Below are 23885 nucleotides of genomic sequence, written 5' to 3'. Positions count from 1 at the left end.
TGTCGGAAAAACTGGAATTTCTGCGAAAAAGCCGCTTAATTGAAAAATTGAGCGGCTTTTCGCCGTTTCAGAACCTCCGGATCATGAGAATAGCAACCTATAACGTCAACGGGGTGAACGGCCACCTGCCGGTGCTGCTGCGCTGGCTCCGGGAAACCGCCCCCGACATCGTCTGTCTACAGGAGCTGAAAGCGCCCCAGGAGAAGTTTCCCCTCACGGCGATTCAGGAAGCCGGTTATCAGGCCGTCTGGCACGGTCAGAAAAGCTGGAACGGCGTCGCCATCCTGTCGAAGGTCGGGGAGCCGCAGGAAATCCGGCGGGTGCTGCCGGGGGAGGAGGAAGACGCCCCCAGCCGGTACATCGAAGCCCGCGTCGGCGGCCTCCTCGTCGGCTGCCTGTATCTGCCCAACGGCAACCCCGCCCCCGGCCCGAAACTGGACTACAAACTGGACTGGTTCCGGCGGTTTCAGGACCACGCCCAGACCCTGCTGGCGCAGGAGGAACCGGTCGTGCTGGCGGGCGACTACAACGTGATTCCCACGGAAATGGACGTGTACCGGCCCGAAAGCTGGACCGCCGACGCCCTCTTTCTCCCCGAGGTTCGCGAGGCCTACCGCCAACTGCTGGCCCAGGGCTGGACCGACGCCCTCCGGACGCTGTATCCGAACGAGAAAATCTACACGTTCTACGATTACTTTCGCAATGCCTTCGGGCGCAACGCCGGCCTCCGGATCGATCATTTTCTGCTGAGCCCCGCCCTGAGAAACCGTCTGAAAGCCGGCGGGGTGGACCGGCAGGTCCGGGGCTGGGAGAAAACCAGCGACCACGCCCCGGTCTGGATCGAGCTTGAAAATCCGGCCTAACTGCCGGCGGACATCATGGTGATGTAGTAGTTGGCGCAATGGACCGCCATCATCACCATCAGATCGTTCAGCTCCCGGTCGGGATAAATGTCTTCCGCTTCAATTTCGAAGCTGTAATTGAACTTCTGCCAGCTAAAATCCGGCTTCACGGCCATCCAGTTCCGCTGCTCCCGGTCCTGAAGAAGGTACGAACTCTGCCAAACCCCTTTGGCTTTAAAGGCAAATTCTCTCTCGTTGCCGTCCAGACGGGATTTAAGGATGATGCTGCCGTTCCAGTTCATCCGGAAGTCCAGAAGCACCTGCTGCTCCCGCTTCAGCTCGATCGTGGTGCCCCAGAAGCCTTTGGGGTCGACTTCGTAGGCGGTGCCGCCGGCCAGCTGAATCCGGGCGCTGAAGGAGAACCAGTTGTCGTAGGTCAGGGTGGCCAGCTGGGACCCGGCTTCTCGTAAGGTAAACGTTCGGGAGGGAGTCGATTCGATGATCAGCTTTCTCATGGGGCTGTGTGGTTCAGGTGGATAAATTCCCGTTGTCCGATTCGTCGGGTTCGGGCGGATAGATCGTGATGACGAGGGTCGCGTTGAGGGCGGCCATCCGGCCCAGGGTCGCGGGCGTCAGCTGCCGGTAGAAGTTCCGGGGTTCGTGGCCGCTGTCGTAGCCCATGTCGAACGCCCGGACCGTGCAGGCCGCCCACTGACTTCGGAGCGGCCCTTCCAGGGTTTCGACGGCAGAAAGCAGGGCCTGAAGATTCGCATCGGGGTCGGTGAACGGCACCGCCGTTTCCAGCCGGGCCGACCACGAGCCGGACTCCCACCGACGCACGTGAAGCACCAGAAGGCCGCGGGCGGCCAGCGCTTCGGCCAGCGGGCTCAGGTCGAAGGCGGCTTCCAGATCGAGGTCCGTGTTGAGGTAACGAATCAGCCGTTGTTCCATGAGGTTACGAGGATCGGATAGCCGGTATTCCTACGGTTTGGCGTGCCGCATCTCCAGCCCGACGGCGCGGGGTTTGAAGCCGGGCCAGGGGCCGTCGGTGACCTTTTCGGGGACGTTCAGGTACTTCTGGTTGTCCTGCCCCTTCAGATGCCATCCCAGAAAAGCCGTCACAAAGTGCTGGTTGATGTTGTTGATCCGGCGCTCGTTCCAGCCGGGTTCGGCATAATGCTGGTATTCGTTGATGGGCAGTCCGGGCCGGAGGACGGCGGCTGCCGGGGCATTCGGCGCCACGTTGTGCCGGGCGTTGACATAGGTAAGCATATACCGGTCGGCATTGACGGCCCCTTCGAAGATTTTTTTGATGCCTTTTTCATACCCGGAAATGTCGTCCTGATCTCCGGCGATGAACAGCGTCGGCAGGCGAAGCCCGGCCAGGCCCTCGGCATCCCACACGCCCCGCTCCATGCCCCAGGGCGCGAAGGCCACGATGGCTTTGATCCGGGGATCGGGCGGAGCCGACAGCGCCGGCGACCCGGCCGCACGGAGCCGGAGCGTGTCGCTGCCGGCCAACTGTTTGAAGAAGCCGACGGCCTGCTGGCTGTAACCGGCGCCCCCGACGTTCAGCACCCCGTAACCGCCCATCGAGTAGCCGATCAGGGCCGTTTTGCCGGCGTCCAGTAATCCCGACAGGAAAGACCGGCTGTTCCCGGCCCCCAGCCGGGCCATTTCGTTCAGCACGAACAGGTCGTCGAGCGGCCGGTGGAACAGGGTGCTGCTGAAGTTCGCCACATCCCGGTACGTCGACTCGGTATGGTCGATGGCGACCACCACGTAGCCTTTGGACGCCAGATTTTCAGTCAGGTAGGTCATCAGATACCGGGAGCCGGGAAAGCCGTGCGAGACGATGACCAGCGGAAACGGCCCCCCTTGTTTCTGGGGTTCGGCATCCCGCAGGGCGCGGCCGGGAAACGCATAGGGCACCAGCGGCCGCTGCGGATTGCCGGCCAGCCCCATGACCTGCTCATACTGGGTCAGTTCGGCCTGCCCGTCCGGGATGCGGGCCGGATACCAGACTTCCACGGTCAGGGGGCGATCATAGGCGGGGGCGCGGCCGTCTTTGGCTTTCAGAATATCGGCCTGGCCGGGGTTGGTCAGTTTCAGGGTGCGAACACCCACCTTGTAGGCCCCGCGCGGGGCCAGTTCGGGGGCATCGGGCAGCGGGTCGCCCACAATGAAGGTTTCGGCCGGGGTCTGGGCGAAAACCGCCCCCAGGGAAAGAACACAGAAAAGCAGCAGAAGCCGGCGACGGAACATGATATCAGGAGGGTTTGGAAACGGAAAATACCGGGGCCGGAGGTGGTCCGGTCCCGTAGTCTGCAGATGGGAAGTCACCGAATTCAGTGACCTAAAAATCACGGATTTCGTTGATTTTCCTGACGGAAGCCGTCCCTACCTTTGTGCAGGTTTTGAAAGGAAGCTTTTTCCTTTCTTTCCCGCCGGCATCTGCAGTTGCTCGTTGCAAAACTAAACGGAATTCTTTACTCTTTTAATCATCTTATCCACAACTCTTCCGGGGCAGGAGGGGCCTCAGCGGGCGCCGGCATCGGAAGACTAATGAACAAACATCATGAATCCTAACAAAGCTTTATGGGAAAAAGGCGACTTCACTCGCCTGGCTGAAACGATGCGGGAAAGCGGGGCTGCCCTGATCGAAAAAATCGGGGTCACCGCAGGACTGAACGTCCTCGACCTGGGCTGCGGAGACGGCACGACCGCCATCCCGTCCGCCAAAGCCGGCGCCAAAGTGCTGGGCGTCGACATCGCCCGGAACCTGGTCGACGCCGGTAACAAACGGGCGCAGAGCGAAGGGCTGACCAATTGCACCATCCAGGAAGGCGACGCGACCGATCTGAGCTGGATCAATGACGGAACCTTCGACCTGGTGGTCAGCATCTTCGGCGCCATGTTCGCTCCTCGGCCGTTCGACGTCGCCCGGGAAATGGTGCGGGTGACCCGGCCGGGCGGCCGCATCGTGATGGGCAACTGGATTCCGGGTGATCCCACGCTGGTGGCCCAGATTCTGAAGATCAGCTCGGCCTACACGCCGGCGCCCCCGGAGGGCTTCGTCAGCCCCATGCTGTGGGGTGTGGAGAGCCAGGTGGTGGAACGCTTCGCACAGGCCGGGATTCCGGAAGAAAATATCACCTTTGAAAAGGATACGTATACGTTCATCGCTCCCTTTTCGACGTCGGAGTTCCTGAATCGGTTCCGTACCTACTACGGCCCGACTATGAATGCCTTCGAAGCCGCGGAGAAGAACGGGAAGGCCGGGGACCTGCAACGGGAACTGGAAGCCCTGTTCGCCAGCCAGAACCAGAGCACCGACCCGAACACGACCCGGATCCCGGCCACGTTTCTGCGAGTCACCGTAAAGCGCTGATTCGTTTCACTTCGTCACCAATCCACTGCACCGGTCCCGAATGGACCGGTGCTTTTTTTGTGGGTACCGGGGCCGGCCACCTCATCCCGTTCAGCGAACCTTCCTGTCCAATCCTGGACAGGAAAGCGTCCGTTTCTGGACAGGAGCAGCCTCTCTATAAGGCCTCGACGCGCGCTGAGGCCCTTTTTTATCTCTGGCATCAGATTTGATTTAAGATATTGTATCTAATCAATCGGCCCGATACACGCATGAAAAAGACGGTTCTGGGAGAACTGGAAGAACTGGTGCTGCTGGTGGTGGCCGCCAGCAGCGAAGATGTCTACGGGGTGCCGGTCATGGAGCAGCTCCAGCAGCAAACCGGCCGCAGTTTCACCATCGGCGCGGTGCATACGACCCTTTACCGGCTTGAAGAAAAAGGCTTTCTGTCGTCCTCGGTGGGCGGGGCCACCGCCGAACGGGGCGGACGGAGCAAGCGGCTGTTTGCCCTGACGGCCGCCGGCGGTCAGGCCCTGCTGGAGATGCAGCAGGTGCGCACCCGGCTCTGGCAGTCCATACCCCAGGGCAAGCTTCAGCTTCTGGGTTTGTCGGTCAATCCCATGTAAGACGCCATGAAAAAGCCGTCCAAATTACCTTCGGACCCTGACGGGCCAGTCGAGGATGGGGCCTTCCAGCCGCCCCGCTGGGCCGACCGGCTGCTCGAATGGTTCGTTGCCCCGCACCTGCTGGAGTATGTCCAGGGCGACTTACATGAAAACTTCCGGAAGCGGGTGGCTCAGGTCGGCCCGGCCCGCGCCCGACGCGAGTATGTCCGGCAGGTGATGCACTGCTTTACCCCTTTCTTTACAAGACGACCGGCGGCCCAACCCTTCCATCGCTTTGATAACGAGTACGCTAATCCCCCGTTTTTCGCCATGCTGTCCAATTATCTGACCATCGCTTTCCGGAACCTGTGGCGGCATAAGGCCTTCACCGCCATCAATATTATCGGCCTGGCCGTGGGGCTGGCCACCTGCCTGCTGATCGTCCTCTTCGTGGTGCACGAACTGAGTTACGACCGCTACCACGCCGATTCGGACCGGATTTACCGCATGACCCTGTATGGCCGGATGGACGACAAGGACATCGATCTGGCCTACGCCCCCGGCCCGGCCGGGCAGGCACTTCTGCGGGACTGCCCCGGGGTGGAGGCCGTAACCCGCCTGCGCCGGGAAGGCGCTTTTCTGGTGAAACACCATCAGGACATCATCAAGGAAGAAAATGTGGCCTTCGTCGACTCGAACTTCTTTTCGGTTTTCTCCATCCCGATGCTCAAAGGCCACCGGGTCCGCGCGCTGACCGAACCGAACACGCTGGTCCTGTCGCAAACCGTCGCCCGGAAATATTTCGGGGAGACGGACCCCGTCGGGAAAACACTGTCCCTGGGCCAGCTGGGCCTGTTCCGGGTGACCGGCGTCTGCGCGGACGTTCCGTCCAACACCCATTTTCATTACGATATGTTCGGCTCGCTCAATTCCGTCCGGAACGGCAGCAAATGGCTGGCCAGCGGGGCCTACACCTACCTTCGGTTGCGGAAAGGCTACCCCATTCAGCAGGTCGAAGACCAGAGCCGGGGCTTCGTCGCCAGATACATCGCGCCGGAAATCAAAGAGTTCTTCGGGCAGTCTCTTTCCGAATTCCGGCAAAAAGGCAACCGCTTCGGCTTCAGCTTCCAGCCCGTAACCGCCATTCATCTGTATTCCGACCTGGACGACGAACTGGAGGCCAACAGCGACGTGAAATATGTCTATATTTTTTCGGTGATTGCCCTGTTTATCCTCCTGCTGGCCTGTATCAACTTCATGAACCTGTCCACCGCCGGATCGGCCGGGCGCTCCCGCGAGGTGGGCATCCGCAAGGTGCTGGGTTCCGTCCGCCGGCAGCTGGTCGTTCAGTTCCTGGCCGAGTCGGTCCTGCTGACCCTGCTGGCCCTTGGGCTGGCGCTGGGACTCGTCCTGCTGTTGCTGCCCGGCTTCAACGGGCTGGCCGGGAAACAGTTCACCGCGGCCGACATTTTCAGTATCCGGATTCTGACCGGGGCGATTCCGGCCTGCCTCCTGATCGGTCTGCTGGCCGGCAGCTACCCGGCTTTTGTGCTGTCGTCGTTCAAACCCGTAACGGTTCTGAAAGGCGGGCTGCAGGCGGGCCTGCGGAGCGGCTGGCTGCGGAACACCCTGGTGACGGGGCAGTTCGTGGTTTCGATCGGTATCCTCATCGCCACCATCGTGGCCGACCAGCAGCTGCGGTTCATGCAAAACAAGAAGGTAGGTTTCGACAAGGAACAGGTGCTGGTTTTACACGATACGCACGTACTGGGTTCAAAATTCGACGGTTTCAAATCCGAACTGGCCCGGCTGTCGTCCGTCGTCGGCGTATCGGCCGCCGGTTTTTTACCGGCCGGTGCCTCCAGCCAGAGCGTAGACGGGATTCAGGTCAGAAACGGAGCGAGAACCGTCATTCACCGCTCGAAAGGTTACTTCATCGACGAAGATTATCTTCCAACCCTGGGAATTCGTCTCGTGCTGGGACGCAATTTCAAAAAAGCGTCGCCCTCCGAAAGCGCGTCGGTCCTGCTGAATGAAGCGGCCGTCCGGGCCTACGGTTTCGGGAACCCCGCCGGCGGACCGGCCGGATCGCCGATTGGTCGGCAGCTTTCCACGGTGGGCGACGGAACCGAGGGAAGCAAACGGACCTATACCGTCGTCGGGGTGGTGAAGGACTTCCACTTCGAATCCATGCATCAGCACATCGCGCCCCTGGTCATGTTCTATGGCGAAGACCATGGGCAGCTGGCCCTGCGCATCCGGACGGACGACCTGCCCAGGCTGCTGAACGATATCGAACAGCGGTGGAAGGCGGAGACGGGCAATCCCTTCGCCTATTCCTTCCTGAACGATCGGTTCAATACCATGTACCAGTCCGAACGGCGGATCGGACAGCTTTTCGGGGTCTTCGCCGGATTAGCCGTGCTGATTTCCTGTCTGGGTCTGTTCGGACTGGCCGCCCTGACGACCCACCAGCGGACGAAGGAGATCGGCGTTCGGAAAGTGCTGGGAGCCTCCGTCGCCGGCATCGTCACGCTGCTGCTGACCCAGTATCTGAAACTGATTCTGATTGCCCTCGCGATTGCGTCACCGATTGCCGGCTACACCATGAGCCGGTGGCTGGGAGACTTCGCCTACAGAATCGACATCGGCTGGTGGATTTTTGCCCTGGCGGGCGGGCTGGCGGCTTCCGTCGCCGTTCTGACCGTCGGCTATCTGGCCATTAAAGCCGCCCTGACGAACCCCGTCAAAAGCCTGCGGGCGGAATAATCAGCCAGGTCCTGGCTCCGGGATGACAAAACCCTTCCTCAACCCCCCCTCAGGCAGTGGCGACAAAAGCGGCAATGACGGGCTGTAATCGCGGCAGGATGGCTTCGATCTGCGCCTTTTCGTCGTCGGTCCAGTGCCGGGGGCGGCCAAAGAGGCAGGGTTGCAGGATGCCCCATAGCCGGCCGTCATGCTGGATATGGGCATGAATCAACGCCCGGTGCCCGAACGTCTCCTGCTCGAACTGCCGGTTGAGTACCTCGGGGCCGGCGGTTTCCACATCATCGACATAGACCGACGGTTTCATGGCCAGCCCCGCCCGGATCAGGGGGTCCTGGGCGGGAAGCTCACCGGTGTCGGGCTGCCAGTCCGGCTGAATGGTATTTTTGTCGGGTATGGTCTCGTTTCTCCGCCAGCAGAAAGCGGTTCGTCCCCGGCCCTGATCGGGCTGCCGTACGTACAGGAAGCATCGGTCGGCCTGCAGAGCCGTTCCGACGGCCCGCACCACCTGGTTCAGGGTTTCGGCCGGGGAGTGGCCCGCCCTCAGAATCTCCTCGACGGCGGCCGGCAACGTTGGTAAAGTCATGCAGGCTTAACCTCTGAATCCGGTTTCGGGTTTACGGCATCGATCGAGACGCCGTCGATGGAAGGTTCCGGGCTGCCGGAGGACTCATGAAATATTTCTCAAACAACGAATCCGACCGCAGCAGGTACTGTCCGGCCGTCGCGGGATTGTAGTGTCTGACCGCCAGATCGGGCGTGGTCTCGTCCCCATACGGAGAGGGGTGCGAAATGAACGTATTGGTGGGGTGAGGGGGAAGAAAGGCGGCCGTGAATTTCAGGGTCGAAAGTCCGTTAACGGCCCAAAACACGATAAAACCCCAGCGTATCCATTGTCTGGGGCCCTGGTAATTCACGAGCCACTGTGCCGAAAACAGGATGAGGATGCTGTAGGCGGGGATATTGGTCCGCATCTGCCAGTCGTTCATGATGCCCAGGCGGTAGAGGGGCAGCACACAAAGGGAAAGGATGGCCACGGTGAGCCACGGGTGCAGCTGCCGGTCGTTCGGCGTCAGCCACCGCAGCGGCACGTACCAGATCACGAAATTGGTCAGGATATACAGCAGAAAAAAGAAGGGCCAGGAGGGAAGGCCGGTTTGGGTAATGAACATATTGACCGCCGGATCGGAGGTGATCTGCGTACTGGTCAGATAGATAGCCACCGGAAGCAGCCCCAGGCCGGTCAGAACAGGCAGCAGCAGGTACAACGGCTTTTTCAGGAACTGCCGCCGGTCGAGCCAGAACAGATACAGCACGAAAGGGAACGACCCGACCACGGCGAACGGCCCCCAGAATAGGGCCCCTCCCAATTGCAGGGCCATCATGGGCAGCCACTCGGCCTGCCGCTGCCGGTAAAAAGAGGTTAAACTAAGGGCCGCCAGCAGGGCCGGAATGGTATGCTGGGGCGCCCAGACCAGATGATCCGAGAAGGGAGACATCAGAATGATCGGAAAATTGCCCAGGTCGATGTAGTTGGGAGGGAGGTAAGCCAGGGCCAGCCCTGCGGCCCGGATAGCCCAGATGAAAACCCATGAGTTACAGAAGATAAAAAGGACCAGAAAGACCCGCCACGGCCGTTTCGGGCTTAAACTCAGGACCCAGCCGCACACCAGCAGGAGACCGGCCCACGTCCACAGCAGGGCCAGATAGCGGGCAGACCCGATGCCCAGAAATTTACTCAGGAAAGCCACCGGCAGGTAATAGGCATTATAATAACACATATAGGTGTTATACTTCGGGTAATACACCGGCCACGAATTAACGATCAGATCATGGTATTTGGCATTGTGAAACTGGAAATCGAATAACTGCCAGTTGAATTCCCCAAAACCGTAAACCAGCAGATAAACGAACGTCAGGACCGACGCGATCAGTACGTTTTTCCGATTTAAGGCCGGCGAATAACCGGCGGCCGTCTGCCGGGGCCGGGTGAAAATATAGGCGGCCATACCGCATAATAACACGACACACGGCAGGCCGATCGACGGGCGCACCCAGGTCAGTAAAAACAGCAGCGCAGGCAATACCATATACGAAACCGTGGCGATATGTAAATACCGGATCGCATTGTGTTTGGCGGGAAGAAACATGAGCGAATAGAGTAGGTTGATTATCGGCCGATTTTTCCGGAGAGCGAATTACCTTCCGGTATAAACGTTGTTTCCATTCCCATGGCCCGGCAGGCTTCCGCCGATACCCGGATGGCATTGTTGACACTGCGTTCGTCGGGATAAATATGGACCATGTTGGCAAACCACAGGTGCGGAACGGAGGATTTATACGAATGAACGTTTTGGGAAAAATTCAGATGACAAACCGTCGCGGCCGTTTTCGTTCGGAAAACGTGGATGTCATTGATAAGATCCGGATGAAAAGTTTTATAGATTTTCTTTAAATAGGGCAGCATCGTATCGATGATCTCCTCATTACTCTGGGCAGCAATCGGCTCCTGGTGCGAATAATAGCGGGACAGATAGGCGATGTGTTTGTGATTATAACTCTCGCTCGGAATGAAGTTCGTATGTTCGATAATACCGCCGAACGGGAAGCCGCTATCGGCGACGTTCAGCCAGTAAGTGCGGCTCAGCGGTTTTTTTAAATCCAGAATGACGCAGACCGCCCCGAAGTATTCGATTTTGTCAAGTTGCTGATAAAGAGCAGGATCGACGCCCTGAACCAGGTCCTTCGCGTAGCTGGTTGGAATGGTCAATAAATAGTCTCCGCCGGAATATGTCTCCTTAGTCGTTTCAAGGCCGACCAGTTTTCCCTCCGCCACCCGGAGTTTTTTGATGACCGTATTTCCGATCAGCTCGACGGAATGCGTTTTCAGCTTTTCCAGAAGGGCATTCAGCAGTGTATTCAGACTGCCCTGCAGGTAGCCGAGCTTCTCTTCCCCGCGATTCCGGGAATTCATCCGCTGCCGTAGCCGGCCGATCAGCCAGGCGAGGGGCACTTCTCCGGCATACGGGCCGAACTTAATATCCAGCAGGGGCTTCCATAAGGAGTTGGTGGTATTCTTTCCCGCATAGCGGTATAGCCATTCCAGGCAGGAGATATTTTCATAGTCTTCCCAGCGGGCCATCTTCCCAAGGAACAGGCTCGTGGCGGCAAAACGGCTTTTGTCAAGCAGAGATAAGGGGGAGAAACGAAGGAGATCGACGGGCGAATTGAACGGGTAGATCGTCCCGTTCCGATACACGCCCATCGTCGTTTTTTTATAAATTAATTTGTCTTCGATACCCAGTTGATTCACCAGCCAGTTCAACTCCACATCGTGGGTAAAAAAATGGTGGTAATAATGTTCAAGCCGGTTGCCGCCGATGGGAAACGTATTCAACAATCCTCCGAAAGAATGACTGGCCTCCAGAACACGAACCTTATAGCCGTTAAGAGCCGCGATGTAAGCGCTGGCCAGGCCCGTAATGCCCCCTCCAACTACGGTTAGTTGTTTTGTCATTCGTATCCGGTTTGGTTGGCTTTCCTCTGACGAAGACCCTCGTCGAAATCGCTTAAGATAAAGGATATTACGAGGCATTTTTCTGCCCGCTCCCGGTAAATTAACGACTTTAGCCTGTACAATTAAAAAATTTCGCCGGTAAGTTGGTGAAAGTGGCGAAATGAGGTCTGAAATGTGGTTTTTACGCGCTCAAAATACCGGTGGTCCCTGTGAGCGGGGCAAAGCCGGAGCCGACTTCTTTATCGACCCGCAAAGAAACTTTATAAGGGCATCGTATGCGTTTATGCGGTAGTTTTACGAACTACTCCCGGGCCGGTTTTAAATAAGAAAGACTTTTTCCGCGGTATTCCGCAGCGGCCCGGAGGAGCCTGTCACCGTCTGCCGGGACGGCCTTCCAAAACGCCTTTTTTCCTGAAGTCATGACCTTTCCGATGCTGCATACTTTACTGTTCTGGGGCTTACCGCTGCTGTTTGCCGGGCTGCTGGTCTGGCTCCGGCGCCGGCTGGCGTCCCGAAAGCCGTGGCTGCGGATGATCGGGTATGTGGTCCCGGGGTACGCCCTGCTGGGTGCCTACCAACTCCTGTCGGACCGGCTGTCGGCGCTGGAGAAAGCCGGCCGCATCGACGAGGAAACCGTCACGGTTTTATCCGAACCGGCGGTGCTGCAGCAGGGAAAAACCATATACGATACGCGCTGCGTCAGCTGCCACGGCGCCCAGGGTGAGGGGGCCGTCGGGCCCAACCTGACCGACGATTACTGGATATACGGAGGCAGCATTCGGGATATCTTCCGCACCATCCGGCATGGCATCCCGAACACGCCCATGGTGGCCTGGAAGCACAGCCTGACCGACGAAGAGCAGCAGGCCGTCTCCAACTACATCTACCGCCTGCGGGGAACCAATCCCCCCAATTCCAAACCCCCGCAGGGGTTTCTCTATGTTCGCGGAAAATAACCGGGCCGCCGGACCACCCCCCGGCCGGAGCGCCGGTCCGACCCCGCCTTACCAAGGAGGGGGTGGCACCGCAGGGTTTGAATCGGGCAGCGCACTCCCCCTCCTGTTTTAGGAGGGGGCCGGGGGTGGTCCGGCGGCCCTTGTTCTCCCGGATAACCATCCGATCTGGGAGCAAAAACGCTTCCCCAAACAAGCTTTCAGGGGTCCGGATCGATCCTAAAAATTAAAACCGGCCGTATTCCGCGTAGACGTCGAACGGGTCGCGCCCTTCGGCCATCGCCTGGCGGCTGCGGCCTTCACTGGCAAACCATTCTTCGGCCAGTTCGAGAACGGGAATCGTCAGTTCCTGAGGGACCACCACCACGCCGTCGTTATCCCCGAAAATGTAGTCGCCGGGATGAATCTTCAGCAGCCCGTCCATGCCCTTGACGTAGATCGGGATCTGATAATCGACCACCATGAACCGCCCGAAGGCCTCCACCGGATTCCGGAACCGGCAGAAGGTGGGAAATCCCATGTCGATGAGATAGTTCGAATCGCGCGTCGAGCCGTCGATGACCGCTCCCACGCAGCCGTGCGCGTGCGCGGCCGTGGCCGAAATCTCACCGAACTGCCCGCAGGAGGTGTCGCCCTGGGTATCGCGCACCTGCACCACCCCGGGCGTCATGCTCTTGAACATCCCGAGCCGGATGTCGTGGACTTTTTCGTCGCGGCTGGGGGTGGCGATGCCGTGGGCGGTGAAGGCCGGCCCGGCCACCTTCATCGTGTGGACCAGCGGATAGATCCCGCTGGCCATGCACTGGCTGTGGTAACCCATGTGTTCGAGCGCGTCGGAGACTAAAGCCGCATACAGCTTTTTATAGCGGTCGGCAATTTCGGCCGGGTCGTAGTTGACGGCGTGCTTCCGGACCGGATAGGTGTTGGCGATGATTTCCATATAGTTGTACGTTTTTTCGATTATTGAACAGGTTGTTGATCCAGGGAAAAATACCGGAAGGCGGCCGTCCCGATGAACAGGCTTCCCAGCAGATAGGGGAGGGCCAGGCAGGCCAGGCCGGTGGACAGGCCGAGCGTCGGTTTCAGCGCGCCCAGCCAGTACGGAGCCGACGCCCCGATCAGGAACGCGCAGGCCAGCATCAGCCCATAGGCCGAGGAGCGCATCCGGGCCGGAACGACCTCGTAGAGGGAGGCCACGATATTGGAATCATACCAGCCCCTGAACAGTCCGAAGCCGAACAGGGCGACGTAGGTGATGGTCTGGGTATCGGCCCGGCTCATCGCGTAGATGAACGGAGCGCCCAGCAGCAGACCCATCGCCTGGACCACCAGCCGGGCGCGGGCGTTGGTCCGGGCGAAATGGTCGGCGATCCGGGCACCGGACAGAACGCCGAGAAACGCACCCAGATGGTGGTAGAAAAGCGACGAAAACCCCGCCTGGGTCAGGCTCAGCCCGAACTTTTCGACCAGAAACGAAGGCATCCAGGTCAGGTAGCCGACGTTGACGAACACCATACAGCCGAAGCCCAGCGTCAGCAGCACGACCGTCGGTTTCCGGACGATCACCCGGGCGGTGCGGCCTACCCCGGCGCGGGTTTCACCGTCCGCCGGGGGCTGCACTTGATCTTTGGGAATCCTTAAAAAGAAGAGAACTGCCAGCAGGATTCCGAACCCGCCGAAAAGATAAAACGCCCGCTGCCAGCCGTACCGTTCGCCCACGTAGCCGGCGATCAGGCCGCTCAGAATGATCCCGAAATACACCGCCGTCTGGTGAATGGACAGCACGAACGCCCGTTTTTCGGGATAGGTTTCACCCAGCAGCGCATTGGCGGAGGGCGCATAAAAGGCTTCCCCACCGCCCGTGGCGACACCCCGCAGCAGAATGAACTGAAGCAGGGTGGCGCAGAAGCCCGTAGACAGCGTCGCCACCGACCAGAACAGCAGGCAGAACCCCAGGATGTTCCGGCGCGAAAAGCGGTCGCCGAGGAAACCCGCGATGGGCACCAGCAGGCCGTAGGTCCACACCAGCGCGGAGGCAATCAGCCCCAGTTCGGCGTCCGTCAGGCCGAGGTCGGCCCGGATGAGCGGCAGCACGACGCTGAAAATCTGCCGGTCGGCCTGGTTCAGGAAGAAGGCCAGCCAGAGCAGCACCAGCAGTTCCCAGCGCATCCGGCCGGAGGGAGCAGGGGAGCCGGGGCGCACCGGAGCCGGAGGCAGGGTCTGAGTCGGTTTTTCCATACCGCTATCGGGCTGAGGATTGAATCAAGACCGATTTGGTGTCCAGCGGCACCGTCACTTCCGGAGCATTCCAGGCCGAAACGACGACCTGCACGTTGCCGGCCGGGGTTTCCCGCCAGAGGATGTCCGCCGACAGACTCCGGCTTTCGCCCGGAGCGAGCCAGAAATAGTTATCGTCGGCCACCAGCGCCCTTTTCACCCCGGTCAGGTCGATCCTGGTCATGAAGGCGGGCGTGGTGCCGGTGTTGCGGACCTGCACCACCAGCTGCGAGCGGGTGTCGTCCAGTTTCTTCATCGACAGCAGCCGGCTTTCCAGGCGGGTCGCCGATTTCTGCACGGTCGGTTTCAGGAAGGGGCCCTTCTCCAGCGTCGGCCAGGCAATCGGCTCAGCCAGATACTGGTCGTAGAAGGCTTTATCGTCCATCTTCGTGAGGGAGCGAGGGAAATACACCGACCGCGACACCAGTTTGCCCGCTGCATCCTTCAGTTCCGAGACGATGAACAGAAAGCGGTCTTTGTAGGCAGGCGGGATGGTAAAGCTGCCCGCCGATGCGCTCGTCACGGAAGGGCCGGTCGAGGCCGTCAGCCGGACTTCCTTCGCCCAGAGGGGTCGGAAGGCATCATCCCACACGCTGACCGAAACCGTGCCGGGCAGCGCGTTCGTCCCGGCGTGGGTGACCTTAACGGCGAGCGGGATGGTTTCGCCCGCCTTCCAGAGCAGGCGCGGCAGGTCCACGGCGACGTGGGTGGGCTCGTAGGTCCGTTTCAGAAAGTAATAGGGGGCGGCCGCCTGACCGAACCAGTCCATCATCTGAATGGCGATCACGGGCCAGTGCCGCTTGAACACCCAGGGCATCAGCCCGGCCGTGACCGGATAGTTACCCTGCATCTTCTCCGAAAGGATCTGGTAGAACTCGCCCGCGCCCACCTGCGAGGCTTCCGAGATGGCTTCGATGGTGGGGTCGGTGACGTCCGAGATGTGCGACGCCCGGCTCAGCATCCGGGGCACCCGGCCGGGGCCGTACTCGGTAAAATGGTGGATGAATTCGGGATGCGAGGGGCCGAAGCTTTTGTCCCACATTTTGCCCAGGCCGGTAAACTCCTTGGCGTCCACGGTTTCGTAGAATACGCCCGCTTCCGGGATGCTGTGCATGCCCGTTTCCGATACCCAGGGCTCGAAGCGGTAACTGCGGTTGTACCAGGTCGGGTCCATGTCGGGGTAGGCATGCATCGAGCCGTCGTCGGGCGTCGTGCGGACATAAAACCGGCTTTTGTCGAAGATGTCGAGGTTCCGTTCGATGATTCCCATGGAGGTGGCGTTGCCGCTGGAGTAGGGGTTGAACTCATTGCCGCCGTTCCAGACGACCAGCGAGGGGTGGTTGCGCAGCCGGACGATGTTCTGAACCACCTGGGCCTCCCAGATGTCCTGCGGGTAGTCGGGGGTGTCCTGATTGCCGATCGGAAAATCCTGCCAGACCATGAGGCCCAGTTCATTGCAGAGTTTGTAGAACGTCTCGGTTTCGAGCAGGCCCCCGCCCCAGATGCGGACCAGCTGAACCCCCATTTTCCGGGCGGCTTCGAGCGTCCAGCGGTACCGCTCGGCGGGCAGGTCGAGCAGGATGTCCTGCGGGGTGAAGTTCATGCCCTTGACGAAGAGTTTGCGCCCGTTGACGATAAACTGCCAGTTTTCCCAGCGGTCGGCGATCCGGGGGCCGGCGGTCGGCATGCGCTCGATGGTCCGGATGCCGTAATCGAAGCCGATCCGATCCACCGGAGTGCCGTTCTGTTTCAGCGTCAGGCGGACCCGGTACAGGTTCGGCTCACCGAGTCCGTTGGGCTGCCAGAGCCGGGCGTCGGGCAGGCTCAGGTCTTCTTCGAGCCAGATGCGGCCCTCGTAGGCCGTGACGGGAAATTCTTTCGTCAGGGCGGTGCCTCCGCCGAAGGTGAACTCGACCAGAACGCTCAGCTTGTCGGCCAGCGGCCTGAAGGACGTTCCCTTTTCGTTGGGGTGGTTCAATTGGGTGTTGTTCCAGGGGTGAAGCTGTTTCTGGAGCGAATGGGCACGGCCGAACAGCTCCGCCGACAGATGAAGCTGCGCCGACCGGCCGCTCACGCTTTTCGTCGTCAGGTACGGCCGTTCGAGATGGATCGGCGGCACGATTTCGAGCCGGACGCCCTGCCACATGCCGACGGTAAAGAAGGCTTCCCCGCCGGAGCCGCCCGAAATGACCCAGGGCTTGATGATCCGGCCGCTGGCGCGGGGGTTGAAGCCCGTTCGTTTCGAATAGTCGAACTCGCCCGAAGCCGTCCGGGGGAGGTTTTCGTAATCGGTAGCACGGTTTCCCCAGTTGCCCGCCCGCACCTCCACGGTGATTTCGTTTTTCTGACCCGGTTTGAGCAGGCGGCTGACCTCGACCGACGGCCCGCCGAACATCCCCTCATGGACCCCGGCCAGGCTGTCGTTCACCCAGACTTTCGAGAAATAATCGACCCCGTCGAAACACAGGAACACGTAGCTGCCCTCGGGCGAGGCAGGCAGGTCGAACGATTTTTTATAGTACCAGGCTTTTTCCTCCACCCAGCGGTATTTCGTGGAATGGCGGGCGTAATACGGATGCGGCAGTTTGCCGGCCTTGTGCAGCGACCAGTGTACCGAGTTCGGCACGCTGGTCGGGAAGGCTCCCTGACGGGGCTGGCGGAGGTCCGCAACCGGCTGGTCGGCATACGACAGCTCCCAGCCGCTGCCCGACAGATCGAGGTGCTGGGCGCCCTGGCGGGGCGTGATGCGGTAGGGGCTCCAGAGTTTCTTCGCTTCAGGCGCGGACTGCGCCCCGGCCGCCTGACCGACGAACAGACCCAACACGAGAAAAAGCAGTTTTTTCATGACATAAAAGGTTAAGGTTCTTCATAATGGCCCGGTTTGCCGTAGCCCCGCATGAGCAGGAGTCCGCCGTCGAGGGTAATGGTCGCGCCGGTGAGGTAGCTGCCCGACGCCAGCAGGTCGGCGATCACGGCCGCCACCTCGTCGGGCCGGCCGAACCGCCCGGCCGGGATGCCTTCGTTGACTTCCCGGAGCCGGTCGGGGTCTTCCCAAACCGCCCGGTTCATGTCGGTTTCGATTGCCCCGACGGCGACGGTATTGACCCGGATGCCGTGCGGCCCCAGTTCCATCGCAACGCCTTTCATCAGGGTTTCCAGGGCGCCTTTGGTGGCTCCGTACAACGACAGGCCCAGACCTGGCCGGATGCCGTTCACCGAGGTGATCGTGTAAATACTTCCTTCCACCCGCGCTTTCACCATTTTCCGGGCGACGGCCTGGGTCAGGAACGTCGTTCCTTTGAAATTGAGGTCCGAAAACCGGGTGAAATCCTCCTCCGTGACGTCCAGGAAGTGCTTTTTGTAGGAGACTCCGGCATTGTTGATCAGGAAATCCAGCCCCCCGGCGACGGTCCATGCCTGCTCACCCAGCCGCACGGCCTGGGCGGCATCGGCCAGATCGGCCTGGAGCAGGTGGGCGGTGCTTCCGGCGGCCCGGATCAGTCCGGCGACGTCCTCGGCATCCTCTCGGTTGTGGTGATAATGCACGACCACCGTGCAGCCGTCCTGGGCCAGCCGCAGGGCGATGGCCCGCCCGATTCCCTGAGACGCGCCCGTAACGAGGGCTTTTTTATGAATTAAACGCATAGTAGGCGGCAGAATAAAAGGATTGCCATTGCCGGATAACGGTTCCGGGCTGGAGATCGCCTATCAGGCTCCGTTGCAGGAGCCGGGCGGCTTTGGACTGAAAGTCATGGAAACCGTCGAACCGGGGCCGCACAAACGCCCGTTCAACGGTTTCGCGGGTGTTGCGGTAGAACTGGTGGGTCAGCTCGTTCAGCAGGGGGCTGTCCCAGGCAACCCGTCCGGCGGGTTGCCCGCCACTCAGCGGATACAGCGTCGACTGGCATTCCGGACCGGCGACCCAGCGGCTGTAGGCCACTGCCACGTCGAGGTGCTCGCAGGAGGCCGACACGGCCAGCCCTACCCCGCCCAGCGTGGCTCCGTCGGGCCGGGCGCCGGGCAGGGGGCCGAACGTCAGCGGGTGCCGGACATACCCGGCCATGCCGTAGTTGGCATAGCCGAACGTGATCGGCATATAGACCAGCTCGTCGGTTTGGCCCATCCGGTTCAGCAGGGCCACCGGGTATTGGTTCAGAGCGTCGGAGCCGATGAGGTCATACAAGGCCGACAGCTGATTGATGACAAAAACGGCTTTTTCGTCGTCCATGGCCCACTCCTCATCCTGAAACGGCGGAGCGAACTGGTTGGCATACAGCGAGAAGAACGCTCCCAGCAAACCCATGGGAGCCATCGGCATGGCGACTTTGCCCGTTTCCCGGGCGAGTTCGAGCACCTCGTTCCAGTTGGCGGGAAGCGGCCGGTTTTCGCGCTCGAACCAGTCCCGGCGGGCCACAGACCCCTGCGCGGCCGCATCGACCGGCAGTGCCCACAGGTGGCCGCCGTACTCGTAACTGCCGAACGAAGCGCCCACGGTCCGGCTGCGGAGCAGGGCCAGGTCGGAGGCCGGCAGATGGTCGTCCAGCGGTACGAACAGACGCGAACGGGCGACCGTCCCGATAAACGGATGGTCGATCAGCAGCAGGTCGTATTGCCGCACCAGGGTGTCCAGCCCTTCCTCCCCGAACGACTGGAGCGACCGGATGTCCCAGTGAATACTGACCTCGGGGTGGAAGTCGTTCCAGACCTTCGAGGTGACGGCCAGGGGAGCGTAGCCGCGCGTGTGGTTCCAGGTGATGCCGCGTAGGGTTTTCATGCGTTCAATGCCGAGATCAGACCTTTCATGAAGCCGATGGTGTAGGCCCGTGCCCGGTGGCCGCCCATGGGGTGGGTATAGCGGGCGTCGCTGACCGTGTAGGTGTTCCGCCATTCCGAATCGCCGTCGAGCTGCGGCACGTGGCCGGGGATCATCACCCCGTCGAACCCGACTTCCTGCAACGCCCGGACCACGGCGAACGGGTTGTAATCGGCCAGTTCGGCGAAGTTTTCGGAGAAGAAAGGCGGCACGCCGTTATGGGACTGGAAATGAACATAATGCAGTTTGCCCTGCGGTCCGTAGGCCCGGATTACATCGGCCATCGTGGCGCCGAAGCCCATGGCCGACCAGCCCCCGAGGCAGAACGTCAGCCCGTGGTGGCCGGAGGGGCGAAGGGCCAACGCCCGGTCGAAAGCCTCCCGCGACCGGAACAACTGCGGGACGCCCCCGATGCTGGCGATGGGCGGGTCGTTCGGGTGGACGGACAGCTTCACGTCGGCGCTCTCGGCCACCGGCAGCAGTTCGGTGATGAACCGGCTGTAATGGTCCCAGAACTCCTCTTCCTCATAGACCCGGTCGAAGCTCAGGGGCGCCCGATCGATGTCGGCCTGATTGAAGGCAATGCCGCGCGCACCGCCCCGCAGCCGGTGGCTGTAGGTGGTTCGCCAGACGCCCGTCGGCATCCAGTTGTAGCTGTGGTGCCGGATGCCGGCCCGGCCCATGTTGTCGACGGCTTCCTGGTAGGCCCGCAACTGCTCGGTCCCGGCCGGTTTGCCGAGCATGATCCGGTCGTAGAAGCGGGCCGGGAAGGTTTCGATGGAAAACAGGCGCAGGCCGGCGTCCTCTACCCGGTTTCGGATGGCAATCAGGTTCTTGAACGACAGCTCGGACCAGGATTCGAGGCTGGTACCGAACAGGACGACGTCGTCCACGCCGATCTGTTTGGCGAACGTCAGCTGTTCGGGGGTGGGTGGAAAAAACAGGTCTAAGGCAGGGCGCATGATCGGTTCGGAAAGAGGTGGTTCGTTAACGGGCGGGCGGTTGCAGACGGGCGATCTTGAGCGCTACATCCTTGTCCACTTCGGGAAGGGGGATGGTGAGGGTCCGGTTTTCGGCGTTCAGGGAGGAGGTTCCCACCACGACGCCTTTCCGGGTATCCCAGACTTCGACCCGATAGGTGCCCGGCTGTTTGACGGACAGCGCCAGCCGGGCGTTCCGCACCGGAACCGGCGCTTTTTTCTCCACCCCGATGTGGTACCAGCTATAGAACCGGTTGTTGACCCAGACCAGGGTTTTGCGGTCGGTCTGCAATCCGAAGGCCTGCAACCCCGGGTCCGACACCGCCGGTGCGACCGGTTCATGGAACACCCGCGTCAGCGGCTCTCCCCGGAGGTAGTTTTCGACGGCTTTCGCATGGTACAGTTCGTTCATCTCGTCCAGCGCCTGGTTGAGCCACTCGGTGCCGCCGGCCGCCATTTTGGTGAACAGGCTGAGCCACAGGTGCTGATGAAAGTCGATGGCTTCCGGAAACTTTTTATACTTCTCGCCACTGAGCCAGGAGAAATTCTCCCACTGGCAAATACCGCCCTCGATGTTGACGACCGGAATTTTCCAGTCCCGGAATTTTTCCTGCAGACAGAGATTATAGGCGACGGCATCCCGGCTCTTCTCGCCGTTGCAGAGCTGGTCGTACTCATCGCCCCGGTTGTCGTTGTGGTAATACCAGTCGCCCAGCAGGACCACGTCCCCGCCGTTCAGAACGGCCAGTTCATATTCTCCGATGGAATGCGAGTGTTCATAAATATCGGTCTGCCGGATAAAACCGTGCAGTTCCTTCAGCCAGTCGCGGACCATGACCTTCGAGAGCCGGGTGCCGGGCTGTGATTCGTCGCCACAGTTCCAGAGCCAGAGCGAGGGGCTGTCGGCCATCCGGCTTACCATGTAGCGGAGTTCGTTTTTCTGCATTTCGAGCGCCACCGGGTGGGTATACACCTCGTTGATCGTGCGGCAGGGGCCGCCCTGGGCGGTCGAATAGGGCAGCGTTTCAAACCCGTTCTGGTAGGAGCGGAGAACCCCGTCATGGAACACGATCCAGTACAGGCCGTGACGTTCCATGCTCCGGAGGGCCTGTTCCATCTTCCAGGCGACGTGCTGGTCGATGAAACCGTCTTTTAGGTAGAGGGTTCCGAAATGGAAGGTGGCCAGGTATTCGAAATTGCTGCCGTTGGCCTGCTTGCGGTCGTAGTATTCGTCCAGCAGTTTATAGGGCACCCAGCGGATATTGCCGCCGAACAGAAACCGGCTGCCCCGGAACCAGCCGCTCGGTCCCCGTCCGAAATACGGCTCGCCGTTGTCGAATTCATACAGCCGGGGGTCGACGGCGCTTTTGCGGAGGTAGCCCCGGGCCTCGGAGGAAACGGCCTCGAAACTACCGGCTTCGATGCGCTTCAGGCCGTGACGGTCCTGGGCGAACAGTTCCACCTTGTGCCGCCCTTTCTGGCGGGGCCGGTAATAAAGCTTCCACGGGTTGCCCTTCAACGGCAGCAGAATTTCCTCCTCGGCGTTCAGGCCGACCGGCTCGAAATCCTGCCCGAAAAAGGCGTTCACCTTCTCGATCCGTCCCGAGGGCGTCTCGATGACGGCCGTCACGCTGATCTGTTTCGGATCGAAGGGATTGCGGAAGGTGCCCCGCACCTCCACCGGAATCCGGAGCAGTTCATACAGTCCCACCGTGGCCGGCAGGGGCTGGCTCGTCAGCGTCAGCGAGTCGTCGGCTGAAGTCGGCTGGACGGCATCCAGGTCCACCCGGAGCCGGGTGGCGGGCAGGTGCCGGGCCGGAGCGACGATGATCAGTTCATCTCCCCGCAGAATGGACGGCGGGGTACGCAGGCCCGCCAGTTGCCCGGCGGTGAAGGTTTGCCGTTCGCCCTGCACCAGCCGCGCATCGCCCTGGTGCAGCAGCACACCCAGCGGCTCGTCGGCCGGGGCGGCCAGTCCGATGCCGCCGTCGGCGGTCAGGGTGTTGGGCAGGGTTTTGTACAGACAGGCGCTGCCGATGATGCCCCCCATCCGCTGCGTAACCGCATCCCGAATCTCGACCAGTAGGGTGTTTTCGCCGTCATAGTCGAGGTAGGGCGTCAAATCGATATCGACGGGATGGGGCACCTTGCCCCCGGTCAGGTATTTGAACCGGCCCGCCGGGCGGCCGTTGAGATACACCGCACCTTCGTCGTCAATCATGGTGGCGAAAAAGCCGACCCGGTAGGCCTTCAGGGCGGCCGGTACCCGGAAGGTGAATTTGACCCAGACGGTCTGGTCCTTCAGTTCGGGATGGCCCAGAAACTCCCAGCGCTTCCCGACCCGGATCGGACGCCAGTCCGTCCGGGCGTCGACTTCCTTCAGGGTAGACGCCGGGTTGGGGGCGAGAGCCACAAAACGCCAGTCGAACCGGGTGAGGTCGATGACATGATCGGTCACGGACAGGCTGACCGACTGGGTCAGGCCCGGCCGGAAGGCGGACAGCAGCAGAAACAGGGCTATGGTCAGATATCGCATCTTTCGTTCGGGGAATACCGTTAAATGCCGCTGACGGTCGGAAACCAGTCGGGGCGGTAGGGGTCCTGGTGGAAGCGGGCGTAATAGTCGCCCTTTTCCTCGTAGTATTTTTCGTAACGCTTCATCTTGTCTTCGTCCAGGCTGACGCCCAGCCCCGGACCGGTCGGCACCCGGATGGCGCCGTTCTCGTACTTCATCGGGCCGCCTTCGATGATGTCGTCGGTGAGGTAGTGGTAGTGGGCGTCGCCGGCGAACGTCATGGTCGGAAGGGTGGCCGCCGTATGGATCATGGCCGCCAGCTCGATGCCGAACTCGGCCCCGCTGTGCATGGCGACGCCGAGGTTGAAGGTGTTGCAGACCGCCACGAGGTCCTTGACGCCCCGGGGCCCTTCCCAGTAGTGAAGGTCGGTCAGCACGATGTCGACGGCCCCGAGCCGGATGGCCGGGCCGAGGTCGTCGAACCGGGCGGGATACATATTGGTGGCGACCGGAATGCGGACCTGCTTCCGGACGGCCGCATTGCCCTCCAGGCCCCAGGCGGGGTCCTCGAAGTATTCGGGGTGCAGGTCTTCCATGCGGTGGCCCATCTGCACGGCCGTGGCGACCGACCACACGCCGTTGGGGTCGATGCGCAGGCCGAAGTCGTCGCCCAGCCGGTCGCGGCACAGTTCCAGCACCCGGACTTCCTCTTTGGGAGCCATGACACCGGCTTTCAGCTTCATGGCCCGCACGCCCAGCGTTTCGTGCAGTTCCTGGCAGAGGTCGGCCATGTCCTCGGCGGTTTCGTCGTGGCCCCCCTGCGGCCGGTCGTAGCGCCAGAACAGGTAGGCGATGAACGGCACTTCGTCGCGAACCCGCCCGCCGAGCAGGTCGCTGAGAGGCCGGTTCATCGCCTTGCCCTGGATGTCGAGGCAGGCCATTTCGATGGCGGCATACAGCCGGGCATTGGAGAGGTAATAGATGCTCCGCAGCACTTTCAGCTTGATCTTCTCCAGATGGAACGGGTCTTCGCCGAGGATGCGCGGTTTCAGCTTCTGCAACGCCCCGCGCTGATCGCCCCCGCCCACTTCGCCCAGGCCCACAATCCCTTCGTCGGTAATGAGTTCCAGGATGGTCCGGAGAAAATAGCCGGGATGAACGCCGGTGTTGTGGCGCAGCTGAGCGTTCAGCGGAATGGCGACGCAGCGGGTCCGTAGGTCAATAATTTTCATTCGATCGGTTTACGTCAA

The 23885-nt window shown here is 61.0% G+C and carries 19 protein-coding genes; 5 read left to right on the top strand and 14 right to left on the bottom strand.

From position 1 onward, the window contains the following. Window positions 1-83: 83 nt before the first annotated feature. A complete protein-coding gene (gene xth / locus DX909_RS25710; protein ID WP_128548116.1) occupies window positions 84-863 on the top strand; it encodes an exodeoxyribonuclease III in 780 nt (259 codons plus the stop codon). Here xth and DX909_RS25705 read toward each other — a convergent pair. The 3 genes from DX909_RS25705 to DX909_RS25695 are packed head-to-tail and all read right to left on the bottom strand — an operon-like array spanning window position 860 to window position 3107. After that, entirely contained in the window at window positions 860-1357 is a 498-nt protein-coding gene (locus DX909_RS25705; protein WP_128548115.1) for a hypothetical protein, read from the bottom strand. The two genes, xth and DX909_RS25705, sit on opposite strands and share 4 nt — an antisense overlap. A 13-nt stretch (window positions 1358-1370) precedes the next feature. After that, entirely contained in the window at window positions 1371-1793 is a 423-nt protein-coding gene (locus DX909_RS25700) for a hypothetical protein (RefSeq protein WP_128548114.1), read from the bottom strand. A 30-nt stretch (window positions 1794-1823) separates the two neighbouring features. Continuing rightward, a complete protein-coding gene (locus DX909_RS25695) occupies window positions 1824-3107 on the bottom strand; it encodes an alpha/beta hydrolase family protein (protein ID WP_128548113.1) in 1284 nt (427 codons plus the stop codon). 313 nt (window positions 3108-3420) lie between these two features. Here DX909_RS25695 and DX909_RS25690 point away from each other — a divergent pair, with 313 nt between their 5' ends. The 3 genes from DX909_RS25690 to DX909_RS25680 all read left to right on the top strand — a co-directional run bounded on the left by DX909_RS25690 (window position 3421) and on the right by DX909_RS25680 (window position 7583). Beyond that, a complete protein-coding gene (locus DX909_RS25690) occupies window positions 3421-4233 on the top strand; it encodes a class I SAM-dependent methyltransferase (protein ID WP_128548112.1) in 813 nt (270 codons plus the stop codon). 248 nt (window positions 4234-4481) lie between these two features. Further along, entirely contained in the window at window positions 4482-4835 is a 354-nt protein-coding gene (locus DX909_RS25685) for a PadR family transcriptional regulator (RefSeq protein WP_128548111.1), read from the top strand. 6 nt (window positions 4836-4841) lie between these two features. Next, complete coding sequence (locus DX909_RS25680; RefSeq protein WP_128548110.1) at window positions 4842-7583, top strand: ABC transporter permease; 2742 nt, start codon at window positions 4842-4844, stop codon at window positions 7581-7583. Window positions 7584-7632: 49 nt separating this feature from the next. On the opposite strand, the gene DX909_RS25675 is transcribed toward DX909_RS25680, so the two are convergent. From DX909_RS25675 to DX909_RS25665, 3 genes are read right to left on the bottom strand one after another with little or no spacing between them, the layout of a single operon-like run. Beyond that, window positions 7633-8166 (bottom strand): GAF domain-containing protein, encoded by a 534-nt coding sequence (locus DX909_RS25675; RefSeq protein WP_128548109.1) that lies wholly within the window; start codon window positions 8164-8166, stop codon window positions 7633-7635. 31 nt (window positions 8167-8197) lie between these two features. Next, a complete protein-coding gene (locus DX909_RS25670) occupies window positions 8198-9730 on the bottom strand; it encodes a hypothetical protein (protein WP_128548108.1) in 1533 nt (510 codons plus the stop codon). Between the two features lie 20 nt (window positions 9731-9750). Continuing rightward, the gene (locus DX909_RS25665; protein WP_128548107.1) at window positions 9751-11097 is read right to left on the bottom strand and encodes an NAD(P)/FAD-dependent oxidoreductase; all 1347 of its coding nucleotides are present in this window, start codon (window positions 11095-11097) and stop codon (window positions 9751-9753) included. A gap of 431 nt (window positions 11098-11528) precedes the next feature. On the opposite strand from DX909_RS25665, the gene DX909_RS25660 reads away from it, so the two are divergent. Beyond that, window positions 11529-12053 carry a c-type cytochrome gene (locus tag DX909_RS25660; protein ID WP_164851408.1) on the top strand — a complete coding sequence of 175 codons (525 nt, stop codon included), beginning with the start codon at window positions 11529-11531 and terminating at the stop codon, window positions 12051-12053. 223 nt (window positions 12054-12276) lie between these two features. Here the strand turns inward: DX909_RS25660 and DX909_RS25655 are convergent, their stop codons facing one another. Genes DX909_RS25655 through DX909_RS25620 form a run of 8 tightly spaced genes read right to left on the bottom strand, consistent with a single transcriptional unit; the run spans window position 12277 to window position 23867 of the window. Further along, entirely contained in the window at window positions 12277-12990 is a 714-nt protein-coding gene (locus DX909_RS25655; RefSeq protein ID WP_128548105.1) for an RraA family protein, read from the bottom strand. A gap of 20 nt (window positions 12991-13010) precedes the next feature. After that, window positions 13011-14288: an MFS transporter gene (locus tag DX909_RS25650; protein WP_128548104.1), complete on the bottom strand. Its 1278-nt coding sequence runs from the start codon at window positions 14286-14288 to the stop codon at window positions 13011-13013. A gap of 4 nt (window positions 14289-14292) precedes the next feature. After that, on the bottom strand, window positions 14293-17172 hold the full coding sequence (locus tag DX909_RS25645; protein WP_128548103.1) for a glycoside hydrolase family 2 protein: 2880 nt from the start codon (window positions 17170-17172) through the stop codon (window positions 14293-14295). Between the two features lie 11 nt (window positions 17173-17183). Then, window positions 17184-17972, bottom strand: coding sequence for an SDR family NAD(P)-dependent oxidoreductase (locus DX909_RS25640; RefSeq protein ID WP_128548102.1), 789 nt, complete (start codon window positions 17970-17972; stop codon window positions 17184-17186). Then, a complete protein-coding gene (locus tag DX909_RS25635) occupies window positions 17956-19101 on the bottom strand; it encodes an ABC transporter substrate-binding protein (RefSeq protein ID WP_164851407.1) in 1146 nt (381 codons plus the stop codon). Before DX909_RS25635 ends, DX909_RS25640 begins: the two co-directional genes overlap by 17 nt. After that, window positions 19098-20102: a mannonate dehydratase gene (locus tag DX909_RS25630; protein ID WP_128548100.1), complete on the bottom strand. Its 1005-nt coding sequence runs from the start codon at window positions 20100-20102 to the stop codon at window positions 19098-19100. Before DX909_RS25630 ends, DX909_RS25635 begins: the two co-directional genes overlap by 4 nt. Window positions 20103-20127: 25 nt before the next feature. Continuing rightward, window positions 20128-22656: a hypothetical protein gene (locus DX909_RS25625; RefSeq protein ID WP_128548099.1), complete on the bottom strand. Its 2529-nt coding sequence runs from the start codon at window positions 22654-22656 to the stop codon at window positions 20128-20130. A gap of 20 nt (window positions 22657-22676) precedes the next feature. Then, complete coding sequence (locus tag DX909_RS25620; RefSeq protein WP_128548098.1) at window positions 22677-23867, bottom strand: enolase C-terminal domain-like protein; 1191 nt, start codon at window positions 23865-23867, stop codon at window positions 22677-22679. Between the last annotated feature and the right edge of the window lie 18 nt (window positions 23868-23885).

The organism is Larkinella soli (genome assembly GCF_003703975.1).
Classification (GTDB): domain Bacteria; phylum Bacteroidota; class Bacteroidia; order Cytophagales; family Spirosomataceae; genus Larkinella; species Larkinella soli.
This window is presented reverse-complemented; position numbering and strand designations above follow the sequence as displayed.

Coding starts and splice junctions, on each gene's coding strand:
- DX909_RS25670 (WP_128548108.1), bottom strand. CDS start 9,730: ATGTTTCTTCCCGCCAAACACAATGCGATCCGGTATTTACATATCGCC.
- DX909_RS25705 (WP_128548115.1), bottom strand. CDS start 1,357: ATGAGAAAGCTGATCATCGAATCGACTCCCTCCCGAACGTTTACCTTA.
- DX909_RS25655 (WP_128548105.1), bottom strand. CDS start 12,990: ATGGAAATCATCGCCAACACCTATCCGGTCCGGAAGCACGCCGTCAAC.
- DX909_RS25680 (WP_128548110.1), top strand. CDS start 4,842: ATGAAAAAGCCGTCCAAATTACCTTCGGACCCTGACGGGCCAGTCGAG.
- DX909_RS25650 (WP_128548104.1), bottom strand. CDS start 14,288: ATGGAAAAACCGACTCAGACCCTGCCTCCGGCTCCGGTGCGCCCCGGC.
- DX909_RS25635 (WP_164851407.1), bottom strand. CDS start 19,101: ATGAAAACCCTACGCGGCATCACCTGGAACCACACGCGCGGCTACGCT.
- xth (WP_128548116.1), top strand. CDS start 84: ATGAGAATAGCAACCTATAACGTCAACGGGGTGAACGGCCACCTGCCG.
- DX909_RS25630 (WP_128548100.1), bottom strand. CDS start 20,102: ATGCGCCCTGCCTTAGACCTGTTTTTTCCACCCACCCCCGAACAGCTG.
- DX909_RS25685 (WP_128548111.1), top strand. CDS start 4,482: ATGAAAAAGACGGTTCTGGGAGAACTGGAAGAACTGGTGCTGCTGGTG.
- DX909_RS25640 (WP_128548102.1), bottom strand. CDS start 17,972: ATGCGTTTAATTCATAAAAAAGCCCTCGTTACGGGCGCGTCTCAGGGA.
- DX909_RS25700 (WP_128548114.1), bottom strand. CDS start 1,793: ATGGAACAACGGCTGATTCGTTACCTCAACACGGACCTCGATCTGGAA.
- DX909_RS25645 (WP_128548103.1), bottom strand. CDS start 17,172: ATGAAAAAACTGCTTTTTCTCGTGTTGGGTCTGTTCGTCGGTCAGGCG.
- DX909_RS25625 (WP_128548099.1), bottom strand. CDS start 22,656: ATGCGATATCTGACCATAGCCCTGTTTCTGCTGCTGTCCGCCTTCCGG.
- DX909_RS25695 (WP_128548113.1), bottom strand. CDS start 3,107: ATGTTCCGTCGCCGGCTTCTGCTGCTTTTCTGTGTTCTTTCCCTGGGG.
- DX909_RS25690 (WP_128548112.1), top strand. CDS start 3,421: ATGAATCCTAACAAAGCTTTATGGGAAAAAGGCGACTTCACTCGCCTG.
- DX909_RS25665 (WP_128548107.1), bottom strand. CDS start 11,097: ATGACAAAACAACTAACCGTAGTTGGAGGGGGCATTACGGGCCTGGCC.
- DX909_RS25620 (WP_128548098.1), bottom strand. CDS start 23,867: ATGAAAATTATTGACCTACGGACCCGCTGCGTCGCCATTCCGCTGAAC.
- DX909_RS25675 (WP_128548109.1), bottom strand. CDS start 8,166: ATGACTTTACCAACGTTGCCGGCCGCCGTCGAGGAGATTCTGAGGGCG.
- DX909_RS25660 (WP_164851408.1), top strand. CDS start 11,529: ATGCTGCATACTTTACTGTTCTGGGGCTTACCGCTGCTGTTTGCCGGG.